At 63.4% G+C, this 16,785-nt stretch carries 10 protein-coding genes; 6 read left to right on the forward strand and 4 right to left on the reverse strand.

All coding sequences use genetic code 11. The annotated features are described in order from the left end of the window. Positions 1-5: 5 nt before the first annotated feature. From TZ03_RS17335 to TZ03_RS17345, 3 genes are all read left to right on the forward strand, one after another. On the forward strand, positions 6-818 hold the full coding sequence (locus TZ03_RS17335; RefSeq protein WP_051099433.1) for an alpha/beta fold hydrolase: 813 nt from the start codon (positions 6-8) through the stop codon (positions 816-818). After that, a complete protein-coding gene (locus TZ03_RS17340) occupies positions 812-1,369 on the forward strand; it encodes a peptidylprolyl isomerase (RefSeq protein WP_051099434.1) in 558 nt (185 codons plus the stop codon). The genes TZ03_RS17335 and TZ03_RS17340 overlap by 7 nt, the downstream gene beginning before the upstream one ends. A gap of 61 nt (positions 1,370-1,430) precedes the next feature. Then, positions 1,431-3,263: an ABC transporter ATP-binding protein gene (locus TZ03_RS17345; protein ID WP_051099435.1), complete on the forward strand. Its 1,833-nt coding sequence runs from the start codon at positions 1,431-1,433 to the stop codon at positions 3,261-3,263. Positions 3,264-3,370: 107 nt separating this feature from the next. On the opposite strand, the gene TZ03_RS17350 is transcribed toward TZ03_RS17345, so the two are convergent. Then, positions 3,371-4,498 (reverse strand): GNAT family N-acetyltransferase, encoded by a 1,128-nt coding sequence (locus TZ03_RS17350; RefSeq protein ID WP_051099436.1) that lies wholly within the window; start codon positions 4,496-4,498, stop codon positions 3,371-3,373. A 263-nt stretch (positions 4,499-4,761) separates the two neighbouring features. On the opposite strand from TZ03_RS17350, the gene TZ03_RS17355 reads away from it, so the two are divergent. Further along, positions 4,762-6,006 (forward strand): putative porin, encoded by a 1,245-nt coding sequence (locus TZ03_RS17355; RefSeq protein WP_051099437.1) that lies wholly within the window; start codon positions 4,762-4,764, stop codon positions 6,004-6,006. 202 nt (positions 6,007-6,208) lie between these two features. Here the strand turns inward: TZ03_RS17355 and TZ03_RS17360 are convergent, their stop codons facing one another. Both TZ03_RS17360 and hrpA read right to left on the reverse strand, forming a co-directional pair. After that, on the reverse strand, positions 6,209-7,330 hold the full coding sequence (locus TZ03_RS17360; protein WP_051099438.1) for a beta-ketoacyl-ACP synthase III: 1,122 nt from the start codon (positions 7,328-7,330) through the stop codon (positions 6,209-6,211). A gap of 237 nt (positions 7,331-7,567) precedes the next feature. Beyond that, positions 7,568-11,473, reverse strand: coding sequence for an ATP-dependent RNA helicase HrpA (hrpA, locus tag TZ03_RS17365; RefSeq protein WP_051099439.1), 3,906 nt, complete (start codon positions 11,471-11,473; stop codon positions 7,568-7,570). A 533-nt stretch (positions 11,474-12,006) separates the two neighbouring features. On the opposite strand from hrpA, the gene TZ03_RS17370 reads away from it, so the two are divergent. Both TZ03_RS17370 and TZ03_RS17375 read left to right on the forward strand, forming a co-directional pair. Further along, positions 12,007-13,371, forward strand: coding sequence for a glutamine synthetase family protein (locus TZ03_RS17370; protein WP_051099440.1), 1,365 nt, complete (start codon positions 12,007-12,009; stop codon positions 13,369-13,371). A 23-nt stretch (positions 13,372-13,394) separates the two neighbouring features. Next, a complete protein-coding gene (locus TZ03_RS17375) occupies positions 13,395-14,702 on the forward strand; it encodes an NAD(P)/FAD-dependent oxidoreductase (RefSeq protein ID WP_051099441.1) in 1,308 nt (435 codons plus the stop codon). A gap of 127 nt (positions 14,703-14,829) precedes the next feature. Here TZ03_RS17375 and fadD1 read toward each other — a convergent pair whose 3' ends face one another. Then, positions 14,830-16,527, reverse strand: a complete 1,698-nt coding sequence (fadD1, locus tag TZ03_RS17380; protein ID WP_051099442.1) for a long-chain-fatty-acid--CoA ligase FadD1 — start codon at positions 16,525-16,527, stop codon at positions 14,830-14,832. Positions 16,528-16,785 lie beyond the last annotated feature (258 nt).

A 16,785-nucleotide genomic window follows, 5' to 3' on the forward strand; every position in this document is an offset into this window, starting at 1 on the left:
CGCCCATGGCCTATTTCGAACACGAAGGATGCACACTGCATTACGAGGAATATGGCCAGGGCGCCCCGCTGGTGTTGCTGCATGGCCTGGGCTCCAGTTGCCAGGACTGGGAGTTGCAGGTACCGGTGCTCAGCCGCGATTACCGGGTGATCCTCATGGACATCCGCGGCCACGGCCGCTCCGACAAGCCCCGCGACGGTTACCAGATCGCCACCTTCAGTGCCGACCTGCTGGCTTTGCTCGAACGCCTGCACACCGGCCCGGTGCACATCGTCGGCCTGTCCATGGGCGGCATGGTCGGTTTCCAGTTCGCCGTCGACCACCCGCAGTGGCTGCGCAGCCTGTGCATCGTCAACAGCGCCCCCGAGGTCAAGCGCCGCACCCGCAGTGACTGGGTCTGGTGGCTAAAGCGTTGGGGCCTGGCGCGCCTGCTCAGTGTCGAAACCGTCGGCAAGGGCTTGGCCGAACGCCTGTTCCCCAAACCTCAACAAGCCGAGCTGCGGCAGAAGATGGCCCAGCGCTGGGCACGCAACGACAAGCGTGCCTACCTGAAAAGCTTCGACGCCATCGTCGACTGGGGCGTGCAGGAACGCATCGGACAGATCCGCTGTCCTACCCTGGTGATCGCCGCCGACCACGATTACACCCCGATACAACTGAAAGAGCGCTACGTCGCCCTGATACCCCAGGCAAGGCTGGTAGTCATCGACGATTCCCGGCACGCTACGCCCCTCGATCAACCCGAGGTCTTCAACCAGACCCTGTTGCAGTTCCTCGCAGCCGCCTCCACCTCTCAAGGATCTTTGAGCCCATGCTGAAAAAACTCCTGCTCACCGCCTGCTCGGTCGCCTTCGCCACCAGCGTCATGGCTTCCGACAAGACCCCGCACGTAGTGCTGGACACCAGCTTCGGCCAGGTCGAAATCGAGCTGAATGCCGAGAAGGCGCCGCTCAGTACCAAGAACTTCCTCGAGTACGTCGACAGCGGCTTCTACAACAACACCATCTTCCACCGGGTGATCCCGGGCTTCATGGTCCAGGGCGGTGGTTTCACTGACCAGATGGTGCAGAAGAACACCAACGACCCGATCAAGAACGAAGCCAGCAACGGCCTGCTGAACACCCGCGGCACCCTGTCGATGGCGCGTACCTCGGACCCGAACTCGGCCACCAGCCAGTTCTTCATCAACGTGGCCGACAACGACTTCCTAAACCCGGGGCGTGACCGTGGCTACGCCGTGTTCGGCAAGGTGACCAAGGGCATGGAAGTGGTCGACCAGATCGTCAATTCGCCGACCACCATCAAGAAAGGCATGCGCGATGTACCGGCCGACCCGGTCTATATCAAGTCGGCCAAACGCATCGACTGACCCCAGCGTCACAAGGATGTGAACCACCTGCGGGTCGGATGGAACAGGAGTGTCGTCACCCATGCTGTACCGTCGTTTCGAGCAACTGATCGATATCTTTCGCGAGGCACCGAGCGAGGCGCCACCCAACCAGGTGTGGCCGTTCTACCTGTATTACCTGCGCCAGGTATGGCCAAGCTTTTTGGCCCTGCTGGTGGTCGGCCTGGTCGCCTCGCTGATCGAGGTGGCGATGTTCAGCTACCTCAGCCGCATCATCGACCTGGCTCAGGGCACGCCCAATGCCAACTTCTTCAGCGACCACAGTGGTGAACTGATCTGGATGCTGGTGGTGATCCTGCTGCTGCGGCCGTTGTTCTTCGGCCTGCACGACCTGCTGGTGCACCAGACCATCAACCCCGGTATGACCAGCTTGATCCGCTGGCAAAACCACACCTACGTGCTCAAGCAGAGCCTGAACTTCTTCCAGAGCGACTTCGCCGGGCGCATCGCCCAGCGCATCATGCAGACCGGCAACTCGTTGCGCGACTCTGCGGTGCAGGCGGTGGATGCGCTGTGGCACGTGCTGATCTACGCCATCACCTCGCTGGTGCTGTTCGCCGAGGCCGACTGGCGCCTGATGCTGCCACTGCTGACGTGGATCGCCAGCTACATCGCTGCGCTGTTCTACTTCGTGCCACGGGTCAAGGAGCGCTCGGTGATCTCCTCCGACGCCCGCTCCAAGCTGATGGGGCGCATCGTCGACGGCTACACCAACATCGCCACCCTCAAGCTGTTCGCCCACACCGACTACGAGCAACAGTACGCCCGCGAGGCGATCCGCGAGCAAACCGAAAAAACCCAGCTGGCTTCGCGGGTGATCACCAGCATGGACGTGGTCATCACCACCCTCAACGGCCTGCTGGTGGTCGTCACCACGGGCCTGGCGCTGTGGCTGTGGAGCCAGTCGCTGATCACCGTTGGCGCCATTGCCCTGGCCACCGGCCTGGTGATCCGTATCGTCAACATGTCGGGCTGGATCATGTGGGTGGTCAACGGCATCTTCGAGAATATCGGCATGGTCCAGGACGGCTTACAGACCATCGCCCAGCCGGTCACCGTCACCGACCAGCCCAATGCCCCGGCACTGAAAGTCAGCCGTGGCGCGGTGCGTTTCGACGATGTCGACTTCCATTACGGCAAGGCTGCCAACGTCATCGAAGGGCTGAACCTGGACATCCGCCCAGGCGAGAAAATCGGCTTGATCGGCCCGTCCGGGGCCGGTAAGTCGACCCTGGTCAACCTGCTGCTGCGGCTGTACGACGTGCAGGGCGGGCGCATCCTCATCGACGGCCAGGACATTGCCGAGGTGAGCCAGGCCAGCCTGCGCGCGCAGATCGGCATGATCACCCAGGACACCTCGCTGCTGCACCGCTCGATCCGCGACAACCTGCTGTATGGCCGCCCCACTGCCAGCGAGGCGGAATTGCACGAAGCAGTACGCCGCGCCCGCGCCGACGAGTTCATCCCGCAGCTGTCGGACGCCCAGGGCCGCAGCGGTTTCGATGCCCATGTGGGTGAGCGCGGGGTGAAGCTGTCGGGTGGCCAGCGCCAGCGCATCGCCATTGCCCGGGTGTTGCTGAAGAATGCGCCGATCCTGATCATGGACGAGGCCACCTCGGCGCTGGACTCGGAGGTCGAGGCGGCGATCCAGGAAAGCCTTGAGACCCTGATGCAGGGCAAGACGGTGATCGCCATTGCCCACCGGCTTTCCACCATTGCACGGATGGACCGGCTGGTGGTGCTGGACAAGGGGCGGATTGTGGAAATTGGCAGCCACAGTGAACTGCTGCAGCAGCAAGGGCTGTATGCCCGGTTGTGGCATCACCAGACCGGGGGGTTTGTGGGGGTTGACTGAATACTGTGCCGGCCTCTTCGCGGGTAAACCCGCTCCTACAACGATCGCGATACCGATGTAGGAGCGGGTTTACCCGCGAATAGGCCGGCACAGGTGATGCAAATGGGTCAGTCCCGCCGGTAAGGCAACATCCCCCGCGCCTCCTCGGCATACCCCCTTACCCCTTCCCGCTCCTGCTGCAGAAAATCCTCCACCGCCCGCCGCAAGCCGGGGTGCAGCAGGTAGTGCCACGACCGTGTCAACACCGGCTCGAACCCGCGAATCAGCTTGTGCTCGCCCTGCGCCCCGGCATCGAAACGCTGCAAGCCCTCGGCAATGGCAAAGTCCATGCCCTGGTAGAAACACGTCTCGAAATGCAACCGGTCGAATTCGTCCAGGCAGCCCCAGTAACGCCCAAACAGGCTGTCGCCCCCCACCAGGCTCAGGGCCATGGCCACATCACGCCCGCCCTGGCGGGCCATCACCACGCGCAGTGCCTCGGGCATGCGCTCGGCCAGCAAGCTGAAAAAATCGCGCGTCAGGTAAGGCGCGCGGCGGCGCACCGCGTAGGTGTTGGCGTAGCAGCGATAGACGAAATCCCACTGCACCTCCGTCAGCTCGCTACCGAGATACCAAGCGAATTCGATGCCCTGTCCGGCCACCTGTTCACGCTCCTTGCGCATCTGCTTGCGCTTGCGCGAACTCAGGTTGTCGAGAAAGTCCTGGAAGTCGCGGTAACCCCGGTTTTGCCAGTGAAACTGGCAACCCAGGCGTTCCATCCAGCCCGGCAGGCCAAGCAGTTGCTCGTCCAGTGCCGGGTCGGTGAAGTTGATGTGCACGCCAGACAGCCCGCCCTTGCCCAGGTACTCCGGCAGGGCCTGCAGCACCAGCAGGCCATCTGTGGGGTCGGCGGCGAGCAGGCGCGGACCGCTGACCGGGTTGAACGGTACGGCACCTAGCAGCTTTGGGTAGTAGGCGATGCCGGCCCGCTCACAGGCATCGGCCCAGCCATGATCGAACACATATTCGCCAAACGAGTGCCACTTGCGATACGCCGGCAGCAACGCCCGCACCTGCCCGTCACGCTCCAGCACCAGGTGCTCGGCGGCCCAGCCGGTGTTGCGCGCAACGCTGCCGCTATCCTCCATCGCGCTGAGGAAGGCATGGCGCAGGAATGGTTGCCCGGCCGGCACCAGGGCATCCCAGGTGGCCGCCGGAAGATCACGCAAATGGGCAAGGCTGTACAGGCTGGTCACGATTTCGGCTCGCTGTCTGAAGGCCCTCAGTATCCCCAAGGAAGGCCCGCCACTCAAATGACGAACACCGGGCCGGCTCCTTTCATGCTCAATCACTTAACAACAGTGCCACTAATTAGACATTAATCTGTCACTCCCCCTCGCAATACTTGCGCCTGTTTTTCGGAACCTCAGAACCTGTCTATTCAGGCCCTTTCCGAAGACATGCCAATGCAGGGGCAGGCGCTCGAGCCTCCCCCATCTTATTCAGTAGGGAGAACCTTATGCGTCTTGTTTCTACACTTACCGGAGTGAGCCTCACCGGCATGATGCTGGCTCTGAGTACTCCGGCCAGTGCGGCTGTCGACGCCAAGCTGCTCGAAATGCTCCGCGCCAACGGCTCGATCAACCAGGCGCAGTACAACGAACTGCAGGCTGACCTGGCTCAAGAAACCAAGGAAAAGGCCGCTCAGAAAGCTCAGTCGGAACGCATGAGCTCCTTCGAACAGAAAGTGGCATGGGCCGCCAAGACCCAGATCAAGGGTGACGTGCGCCTGCGTTACGAAGACGTCAACGTCGACGACCCGAACAGCAGCAGCGGCAACCAGGACCGACAGCGTGTACGTGCCCGCGTGGGCTTCTACAGCGAGATCAACCCGCAGGTCGACGCAGGCGTGCGTGTGGCCACCGGCAGCAGTGCCGACCGCCGCTCGACCAACCAGAGCCTCGATAATTACTTCGACAAGAAATCGCTGTGGGTCGACCTGGCCTACCTCGACTGGCACCCGACTGCCGTGCCCAACTTGCACCTGATCGGCGGCAAGATGCCTCAGCCATGGGTCAGCATGGGCGACATCATCTGGGATAGCGACATCAACCCGGAAGGCGTGGCGGCCACCTACAAAGCCGACTTGGGCGGTGCCGAGGTATTCGCCAGCGCCGGTCAGTACACCCTCAAGGACAACGTGGATGGCGATGGCGTGCAGTACAAGCATGACGCCCAGGTGTACCACGGCCAGCTGGGGGCCAAATTCGCACCGGCAGACGTGCTGAAACTGACGGTAGGTGCCAGCATCTACGGGTACGACAACGACAAGGAAGCCGCCATTCTGCAGTCGTTCGGCAACACCACCAACGAGTTCAACCTGGTGGAAGGCTTTGGCCAGCTGGACTTCACTGGCTTTGCCATTCCGTTGTCGGCCTATGGCCAATACGTCAAGAACACCGATAGCACCGATGGTGAGGACCAGGCCTGGTTGGCTGGCCTGAAGACCAAGGTCGGCGCCTGGAGCCTGGACTACAACTACCGCGACGTGCAGCGTAACGCAGTGGTCAGCCTGTTCACCGATTCCGATTTCGGCAACGGCTTCACCGGTTCGCGCGGTCACAAGTTCAAGGTCGGTTACGAAATCGACAAGAACTTCTCGCTGGGGGCTGCCTACCTGATGGCCAAGACCGACCTGTCGCAATTGCCCAATAGCAATGCTGATGTAGACACGCTGCAGGTAGACCTGGAAGCCAAGTTCTAAGCTGCAATTTCCTCTGCTTCACCCTGAAGCGGGAAATGCCGACCCCATCCGGCGTTTCCCGCTTTTTTTTTGCCTGGCAGAAATGCATCCGGCCCAATCGCCGGCAAGCCAGCTCCCACAGGTACCCCACAGTTTCAAGACCTGTGGGGTACCTGTGGGAGCTGGCTTGCCGGCGATTGGGCCAGTACAGGTACTACAAAAATCAGCGCTTGCGCAGAATCACGCTACCAATCGAATATCCCGCACCAAACGAGCTCAATACCCCCAGCGAGCCCTTGGCCAGGTCATCCTGGTACAGGTGGAAGGCAATCACCGACCCCGCCGAACTGGTGTTGGCATAGCGGTCCAGAATCACCGGTGCATCTTCCTCGGCCACTTCACGCCCCAGCAGCTTCTTGACGATCAGGTGGTTCATGCTGAGGTTGGCCTGGTGCAGCCAGAAGCGCTTCACATCGTTCGGTTGCAGGCCATTTTCCTGCAGGTGCTCACCGATCAATTCGGCCACCTTCGGGCACACCTCGCGGAACACCTTGCGGCCTTCCTGGATGAACAACTTGTCCGCCGCGCCTTCGCCCTCTTCCGCCGCGCGGTTGAGGAAGCCGAAGTTGTTGCGGATGTTGTTGGAGAACTCGGTCCACAGCTTGCTGCTGACGATGTCGAACTGGTGCGCCGAGGTGGCCTGGTCGGCACGCTCGAGCAACACCGCGGTGGCGGCATCGCCAAAAATGAAGTGGCTATCGCGGTCACGGAAGTTCAGGTGCCCGGTGCATACCTCCGGGTTGACCATCAGCACCGCACGCGCCTGGCCCAGGGCCACGCTGTTGGCGGCGGTCTGGATGCCGAAGGTGGCCGACGAGCAGGCCACGTTCATGTCGAAGGCAAAGCCCTGGATGCCCAGCGCCTGCTGCACTTCGATGGCGATGGCCGGGTACGGGCGCTGCAGGTTGGAGCAGGCGACGATCACCCCGTCGACATCGGCCGCCGTGCGGCCGGCGCGCTCCAGGGCCTGGCGGGCGGCGGCCACGGCCATTTCGCAGAGTACCGACGGCTCGTCGTTGGAGCGCTCCGGCAGGCGCGGCTTCATGCGCTGCGGATCGAGAATGCCGGCCTTGTCCATGACGAAGCGGCTCTTGATGCCCGAGGCCTTTTCGATGAACGCAGCGTCCGACAGCGGTGCCGCTTCGACTTCTCCGCGCTCGATGGCGGCGGCGTTGTCCTGGTTGAACTGCTGCGACCAGGTGTTGAAGGAGGCCACCAGTTCTTCGTTGGAAATGCTCTGGGCCGGGGTGTACAGGCCGGTGCCGCTGATCACGACGTTATGCACGGTCGTTCCTCTGGTCAAAGGCCATCGCCACGGGGCGCTGGCTGGAAATATGACAGGTTAATGGCACTTTAGTACCAATTTGGAGGCGAGGGCTGCGCCCTCGTTCGCGGGTGAACCCGCTCCTACAAGGGACCGCACCGCCCCGAAGACATTGCATACCTGTGTAGGAGCGGGTTCACTCGCGAAGGGCCGCAAAGCGGCCCCAAACTCCCTGAAGTGTGCCACAAATCAAGGAAGTTAGCCCTCCACCTGACTCCACTGCTTGCTCAATCTTTTGTCGGAAATCGGTACCTTGGTCCCCAGCTGCTGGGCAAACAGCGACACCCGGTACTCCTCCAACCACCAGCGGTACAAGGTCAGTTGCTCATCGCGTTTGCCCTCCTGGGCATGCTTGTCGGCACGAGCCTTGTATTGCGCCCACAGGTTGGCCAGCTCGCCGCTCCACACGCGGTCCTTCTGCACTTGCGAACCGAGCTTCTCCAGGCGCAGTTCCACCGCCTTCAGGTAACGCGGCAGCTCCTTGAACCAAGCCCCCGGCGTTTCGCGCACAAAGCCCGGGTACACCAGGTTGCCCAGCTGTTGCTTGATATCGTTCAGCGCAACTGCCTGGCTCAGATCGATCTTGCCCTTGAAGCGCTTCTGCAACCCATGCCACAGCTTCAGCACTTCCAGGGCTTGGCGTGCCAGGCGTTCGGCATGCTCGGCCCAGCTGCCGCGCTTGCGTTCGGCCAGCCCGGCCAAGGCCGCGCCGTCACGTGGCAGCGGTTGCTCGCCTTCGAGGATGCAACTGTCCAGGCTGGCCAGCAGAATGTCCTCCACCAATGCCTCGACCCGGCCCATCTCACGGTACAGCAGGCCCAACTCGGTCAGCCCCGGCAGCTTGCCGCGCAGGTATTTGGCCGGCTCGGCTAGTTGCTGCAGCAACAGCCGTTGCAAGGCACGACGGTGCTGGAACTCGGCTTCGGCCTGGGTCGAGAAACGCCCTTCGCGCACAGTGCCGTTGTCTTCCACCAGCGCCGGGTACACGGTCATCGACAGGCCGGCGATCTTCTGCTGGGCAGTCTGTTTCACTTCACTGAAGGCCTTGGCCTGTACTGGCTGTTCGCTCTTGGCGTCACGCGGCACGGCCAGCGCTGCCTGGCTGGCGGCAGCAAAGCGCGCGGTCAGCTCGGCCAGGTCGCGGCCCTCACCGAGGAACTTGCCCTGGCCATCGACCACTTCGATATTCATGCGCAGATGGCCTTCGACCAGGTTGACCGACTCGTCCCAAGCCTCGTCGGACACACGCGCACCGGTCATGCGCAGCAGCTCCTGGCCCAAGGCCTGCGGCAACGCCCCTTGGCCGAAGACCATGCGCGCCAGCGAGGCCTTGACGAAGTCTGGCACCGGCACGAAGTTCTTGCGCAGGGCCTTGGGCAAGTTGCGCACCAAGGCTACGCACTTGGCTTCCAGCAGGCCCGGCACCAGCCATTCCAGGCGCTCGCCCGGCAGGCTCGGCAGCAGCGGCGCCGGCACCCGCACGGTCACGCCATCGCGGGGGTGACCGGGCTCGAAGTGGTAGCTCAGCGGCAGGCGCAGCTCGCCTACCTGCAGGCTGTCGGGGTACTGCGCGGCGGTGACTTCGCTGGCCTCGCGGGCCAGCACGTCTTCCTCGCGCATGATCAGCAGGTTGGCGTCCTTCTGGCTGCCCATGCGGTACCAGCTGTCGAAGGTCGCGGTCTGGTGGATTTCCGCCGGCAGGCGCGCCTCGTAGAAGGCGTACAGGGTTTCCTCATCGGCGAGAATGTCGCGGCGGCGGGCCTTGGCCTCCAGTTCGTCGAGTTCTTCCAGCAGGCGCTTGTTGGCCGCCAGGCACTTGGCCCGCGACTGGATTTCGCCACCGACCAGGCCTTCGCGGATGAACAACTCGCGCGAGGTGACCGGGTCGATCGGGCCGAAATGCACCGGGCGGCGGCCGACCAGGATCAGGCCGTACAGGGTGATCTGTTCATAGGCCACCACCTGCCCGCGCTTCTTCTCCCAGTGCGGTTCGAAGTGGTTCTTCTTGACCAGGTGCCCGGCCAGCGGCTCGATCCAGTCCGGCTCGATCTTGGCCACCATGCGCGCATACAGCTTGGTGGTCTCGACCAGTTCAGCAGCCATTACCCACTGCGGGCGCTTGCGCCCCAGGCCCGAAGACGGGTGCACCCAGAAGCGCCGCTGGCGGGCCCCCTGGTAGTCGCCCTCTTCGGTCTTGTGGCCGATCTGGCTGAGCAGGCCGCTGAGGATGGCCTTGTGCATCTTCTGGTAATCGGACGGTTCCTTGTTCACCGTCAACTGCAGGTCACGGCAGATCAGCGCCAACTGACGATGGGCATCGCGCCACTCGCGCAGGCGCAAGTAGTTCAGGAAGTTCTTGCGGCACCAGTTGCGCAGCGGGTTGGCGGTCAGTGCCTGGCGCTGCTCTTCAAAGCCACGCCACAGGTTGACCAGCGCGGCGAAGTCGGAATCCACGTCCTTCCATTGCGCATGTGCCTGGTCGGCGGCCTGCTGGCGCTCTGGCGGGCGCTCGCGCGGGTCCTGCACCGACAACGCACTGGTCACGATCAGCACTTCCTGCAGGCTGCCCAGGCGCGCGCCTTCGAGCAGCATGCGACCCAGGCGCGGGTCGATCGGCAGGCGCGCCAGCTGGCGGCCGATCGGGGTCAACTGGTTTTCGCGGTTGACCGCCGACAGCTCCTGCAACAGGTTGAAACCGTCGCTGATGGCCTTGCCATCCGGCGGTTCGATGAACGGGAAGGCATCGATCGCGCCCAGGCGCAGGTGCAGCATCTGCAGGATCACCGCCGCCAGGTTGGTACGCAGGATCTCCGGGTCGGTGAACGCTGGCCGGCTGTTGAAGTCTTCTTCGCTGTACAGGCGCACACAGATGCCCGGCTCGACCCGCCCACAGCGGCCTTTGCGCTGGTTGGCACTGGCCTGCGACACCGCCTCGATGGGCAGGCGCTGGACCTTGGCGCGGTAGCTGTAGCGGCTGATGCGCGCGGTACCGGTATCGATCACGTAGCGGATGCCAGGCACGGTCAGCGAGGTTTCGGCGACGTTGGTGGCCAGCACCACGCGGCGCCCGGTGTGCGGCTGGAAGATGCGCTGCTGCTCTGCCGGTGACAGGCGCGCGTACAGTGGCAAAATCTCGGTGTGGCGCAGTTGCGCCTTGCGCAGGATCTCGGCAGCATCGCGGATTTCCCGCTCGCCCGGCAGGAAGATCAGCACATCGCCCGGGCCCTTGCCCTCACTGCGTTCGTGCTGCGCCAGCTCGTCCAGGGTGGCGAGGATGGCCTGGTCGACGGTGAGGTCGTCCTCGATCTGGTTCCCCTCTTCGTCCTGCTCGCTGGTCAGCGGGCGGTACCAGGTTTCCACCGGGAAGGTGCGGCCCGACACCTCGATGATCGGGGCGCCATCGAAGTGCTTGGAGAAGCGCTCCAGGTCGATGGTCGCCGAGGTGATGATCAGCTTCAGCTCCGGGCGCCGGTGCAGCAGGGTCTTCAGGTAACCGAGCAGGAAGTCGATGTTCAGGCTGCGCTCGTGGGCTTCGTCGACGATGATCGTATCGTAGCGTTCGAGGAAGCGGTCGTGCTGGGTTTCGGCCAGCAGGATACCGTCGGTCATCAGCTTGACCAGGGTGTTGGCGTCGCTCTGGTCTTCGAAGCGCACCTGGTAACCGACCAGCCCGCCCAGCGGCGTGCCCAGTTCTTCGGCGACCCGCGCGGCAACGCTGCGCGCGGCGATCCGGCGTGGCTGGGTGTGGGCGATAAGGCCATGGCTGCCACGCCCCAGCTCGAGGCAGATCTTCGGCAGCTGGGTGGTCTTGCCCGAGCCGGTTTCACCGGCGATCACCAACACCTGGTGTTCGGCCAGGGCCTTCTTGATTTCGTCACGCTTGGCGGCGATCGGCAGGTTGTCGTCGTAGCGCACGGTCGGCACGCTGTGCTGGCGTGCAGTGACCTGGGCGCAGGAGGCCTGGACCCTCTCCACCCACTGCGCCAGCTTCGCCTCATCGGGGCGCTTGCGCAGTTCATGCAGTTGCCGACGCAGGCGATGGCGGTCGGCAATCATGGCGTGGTCGAGGTTTTGCAGCAGTTTGTCGATGGCGTGGTCAGTCATGGGGCTTTTTAGTGATGCAGGTGAGCCTGCTTTTTCATGATCGGCATTCGAAGGATGCGCGATTGTCGCAGATTTGCCGGTTCTCTGCTGCCTGTGCCGGCCTCTTCGCGGGCTTGCCCGCTCCCACAGGATCACCACCAACCTGAAGATTGTGGGGGACCTGTGGGAGCGGGCAAGCCCGCGAAGAGGCCAGCACAGGCAACCAAATGTTTAGCCAGGCACGATGTAAAGGTTGCCATTCACTGCTTTAATCAACCTTACGCCGCATGTGAGTATCAAAGGCATGACTCCCGCCCAGCCCATCGCCCCACCGTCGTCCCGCCCTTCGCTAGCGAAGGCCAGGCGCCGTGCCGGGGAAAATCCGCTGGTGCACATCATCCTCGCCTTCTGGGCCCTGTGGCACTGCCGCCACGCGCGCCCACCGGACACTTCGCTCACGCCATTGTGACCAAACCCGGCCACCTTCTGGCCGTTTGACTCAGTTGGGCCGCCTGCTTGCGCGGTGGCCCTGTGCGCCCGTGAGCGAATCCACCATGCACTTTGCCCCTGTAGAGCAGGCCAGCCGTTTCCTGGCCGACAACCCCGATATCGAGCTGTTCGAACTGTTCATCCTCGACGCCAACGGCGTACCGCGCGGCAAGCTGCTGCACCGCGAGGAACTGCTAGCTGTGTACCAGAGCGGCCGGCCGCTGCCCAGCACCATCCTCGGCCTGACCCTGAACGGCGACGACGTGGAAAACTCCGGCCTGGTCTGGGACGTTGGCGACATCGACTGCCGCGCCTACCCGCTGGAAGGCAGCCTGGTACGCCTGCCCTGGCGGCGGGTGCCGACCGCCGCTGTGCAGGTGAGCATGCACCCGAGCGAGGGCCTGCCGGCCAGCATCGCCGACCCGCGCCACGTGCTGCTGCGCACCATTGAGGCGCTGAAGGCCGACGGCTACCACCCGGTGATGGCCTGCGAGCTGGAGTTCTACCTGCTCGACCAGCAGCGCGATGCCCAGGGCCGCCCGCAACCGGCGCTGGACAATGACGGCGGCCGCCCACGCAGCACCCAGGTGTATGGCCTGCGCGAACTGGAGCAGATCGAGCCGTTCCTCGCCGACCTGTACGCTGCCTGCAAGGCCCAGGGCATCCCGGCGCGCACGGCAATTTCCGAGTACGCCCCCGGCCAGGTGGAAATCACCCTCGAACATGGCGACGCGCTGCAGGCGATGGACCAGGCGGTGCGCTACAAGCGCCTGGTAAAAGGCGTGGCCCATGCCCACGGCATGCAGGCCTGCTTCATGGCCAAGCCATTCGCGCAACTGGCCGGCACCGGCATGCACATGCACCTGAGCCTGGCCGACAGCGCCGGCAACAACCTGTTCGCCAGCGACGACAAGGCCGGCACGCCGCTGCTGCGCCAGGCCGTGGCCGGCATGCTGCGCCACCTGCGCGACTCGCTGTTGCTGTTCTGCCCCAACGCCAACTCGTTCCGCCGCTTCCAGGCCAACAGCTATGCACCGCTGGCACCGACCTGGGGCGTCGACAACCGCACCGTGAGCCTGCGCGTGCCGGGTGGCCCGGCCAACAGCCGGCATGTGGAACACCGCATTTGCGGTGCCGACGCCAACCCTTACCTGGCTGCTGCGGCAATCCTCGCCGCCAGCCACCGCGGCATCCGCGAACAGCTGGACCCGGGCGCACCGGTGGAAGGCAACGGCTATGCCCAGGCCACCGAACACCTGCCCACCGACTGGCTGACGGCGCTCGACGCCCTGCAACATTCCCATTGGGCTCGCGAAGCACTAGGCGAGGACTTCCTTGGCGTGTACCTGAAGGTCAAGCGCGCCGAGTACCGCCAGTTCATGGCCGAAGTCAGCGAACAGGACTGGCGCTGGTACCTGCACCAGGCCTGAGCCCCTACATAACAAGGAACACCATGAACGCAGCATTGAACCAAGGCCCGGCGCAGCGCGCACCGTCCTACTACAGCGCCACCCTCAACGACCACAGCGAGTACCCGCAACTCAAGGGCACGGTGCAGGTGGACGTCGCCATCATCGGCGGCGGCTTCACCGGCGTGGCCACGGCGGTGGAGCTGGCCGAGCGTGGCCTGAAGGTGGCCATCATCGAAACCAACCGCATCGGCTGGGGCGCCAGCGGGCGCAATGGCGGCCAGGTCACCGGTAGCCTGTCAGGCGACGAGGCCATGCGCACACAGATGCGCAACCGCCTGGGTAGCGATGTCGACGATTTCATCTGGCACCTGCGCTGGCGCGGGCACCAGGTGATCGAGCAGCGGGTGGCGCGCTATGGCATCGACTGCGACCTCAAGCGTGGCCACCTGCATGCGGCGATGAAGCCCTCGCACATGAACGAACTGCGCGCATTCGAGGCCGAGGCCCGGCGCCGGGGCATGGGCGAGCAGGTGCAGTTGCTGGACCGCGATGGCGTGGCTGAGCACCTGCAGAGCCCACTGTACCTCGGCGCCCTGAAGAACCTGCGCAACCTGCACCTGCACCCGCTGAACCTGTGCCTGGGCGAAGCCCGTGCCGCGCATAGCCTGGGTGCACTGATTTTCGAGAACTCCGAAGTGCTGGACATCGTCCACGGTCCACGCCCGGCGGTGGTCACCGCCCACGGCCGGGTCGAGGCGCGTCAGGTGATGCTGGCCGGCGATGTCTATCACAAACTGGAAAAGCGCCAGCTCAAGGGCAAGATCTTCCCGGCCATGGGCGGCATCGTCACCACCGCGCCGCTGGGTGAACTGGCCGAGCAGATCAACCCACAGGACCTGGCGGTGTACGACTGCCGCTTCGTGCTCGACTACTACCGGCTGACCGCCGACAAGCGCCTGCTGTTCGGCGGTGGCGCCAACTATTCCGGCCGTGACTCACGGGACATCGAAGGCGAACTGCGCCCGTGCATCGAACGCACCTTCCCGGCGCTGAAGGGGGTGCCGATCGAGTTCCAGTGGAGCTGCGCCATGGGCATCGTGGTCAACCGCATCCCACAACTGGGCAAGCTGTCGGACAACGTGTGGTATTGCCAGGGTTACTCGGGGCACGGCATTGCCACCAGCCACATCATGGGCGAAATCATGGCCGAGGCGTTGACCGGGACGCTGGAGAAGTTCGACACCTTCGCCCAGTGCAAGCATGTGCGAGTGCCGATGGGGGATTTGCTGGGGAATCCGCTGCTGGCGGCGGGGATGTGGTACTACCAGATGCTGGAAAAACTGCGTTGAATTCACCGGCCTCATCGCCGGCAAGCCAGCTCCCACAGGTACCCCACAGTTCTTGAAGCCTGTGGAGTTCCTGTGGGAGCTGGCTTGCCGGCGATGAGGCCAGTAAAGCCAACCGAGATCAAGAAAGTCAGGCGATCTTCTTCAAGCCCTGCTTCTTCAGCTCTTCATCGCGCAGTTCACGGCGCAGGATCTTGCCCACGTTGGTGGTCGGCAGCGCATCGCGGAACTCGATCTGGCGCGGCACCTTGTAGCCGGTAACGTTGGCACGCATGTGCTCCATCACTTGCTCCTTGGTCACGGTCATGCCCGGCTTGACCACGATGAACACCTTGATCACTTCACCAGATTTCTCGTCCGGCACGCCGATGGCCGCGCACTGCAGCACGCCCGGCAAGGCTGCCAGCACGTCTTCCAGCTCGTTGGGGTACACGTTGAAACCCGAGACCAGGATCATGTCCTTCTTGCGGTCGACGATGCGCATGTAGCCGTCCGCCTGGATCAGGGCGATGTCACCGGTCTTCAGCCAGCCTTCGCTGTCGAGGATCTCGGCAGTGGCGTCCTCGCGCTGCCAGTAGCCCTTCATCACCTGCGGGCCCTTGACGCACAGCTCGCCTACCTCGCCCAGCGGCAACTCGTTGCCGGCGTCGTCGACGATCTTGCATAAGGTCGACGGTACCGGAATACCGATGGTGCCAACCTGGTTGGCCTCTGCCGGGTTCACCGCAGCCACCGGGCTGGTCTCGGTCATGCCGTAGCCTTCACAGATGGCGCAACCGGTCACGGCCTTCCAGCGTTCGGCCACGCTCAACTGCAGGGCCATGCCGCCGGACAGGGTGATCTTCAGCGCCGAGAAGTCCAGGGCGCGGAAGGCCTCGTTGTTGCACAGGGCAACGAACAGGGTGTTGAGGCCGACGAAGCCGCTGAACTTCCACTTGCCCAGTTCCTTGACCATGGCCGGCAGGTCACGCGGGTTGCTGATCAGCACGTTGTGGTTGCCGATCAGCATCATCGCCATGCAATGGAAGGTAAAGGCGTAGATGTGGTACAGCGGCAGCGGGGTGATGAGGATTTCGCAGCCTTCGTGCAGGTTCGAGCCCATCAGCGCCCGGCACTGCAGCATGTTGGCCACCAGGTTGCGGTGGGTCAGCATCGCGCCCTTGGCCACGCCGGTGGTGCCGCCGGTGTACTGCAGCACCGCCACGTCGTTGGCCTGCGGGTTGGCCTCGGTCACCGGCTGGCCCTTGCCCAGCGCCAGAGTGTCGTTGAAGCGTACGGCACGCGGCAGGTTGTAGGCCGGCACCATCTTCTTCACGTACTTGATCACACTGTTGATCAGCAGGCGCTTGAGCGGCGGCAGCAGGTCGGCCACTTCGGTGACGATGACGTGCTTGACCTGGGTCTTGGGTACCACCTTCTCGGCCAGGTGAGCCATGTTGGCCAGGCACACCAGGGCCTTGGCGCCGGAGTCGTTGAACTGGTGCTCCATCTCTCGCGCGGTGTACAGCGGGTTGGTGTTGACCACGATCAGCCCGGCGCGCATGGCACCGAAGACCGCGACCGGGTATTGCAGGACATTGGGCAGTTGCACGGCAATGCGATCACCCGGCTTGAGGTCGGTATGCTGCTGCAGCCAGGCGGCAAACGCCCCCGACAGCGCATACAACTCGCCATAAGTGATAGTCTTGCCCAGGTTGCTAAAGGCCGGTTTGTCGGCAAAGCGTTGGCAGGATTGCTTGAGTACCGCCTGGATATTGGGGAATTCGTCAGGATTGATTTCCGCCGTAATCCCGGCTGGGTACTTATCCTTCCAAAAATTTTCGATCATGGAAGCCCACTCCTTCAGCAACAGCGAAGTTCGATTCACGCGTCGATGCGCTTATTATTGATATGAGATGACGGCTCGTTGCAAACCGAATCATCTGAAAGCGGGCCGAGAGTAACAGCTTTGCCTGGGGTCGCCTAGAGGCCAAAACAGGCCTTATGGTCACAAAAATGACTCAATGAACAATACAGGTCATTTTTAGAGTAATTATCCAAAATGTCGCAGATCGAGCTGTAATTGGCATTTTAGAGCGGTTTAAAG

Source organism: Pseudomonas sp. 10-1B, from assembly GCF_000935045.1.
Lineage (GTDB): Bacteria > Pseudomonadota > Gammaproteobacteria > Pseudomonadales > Pseudomonadaceae > Aquipseudomonas.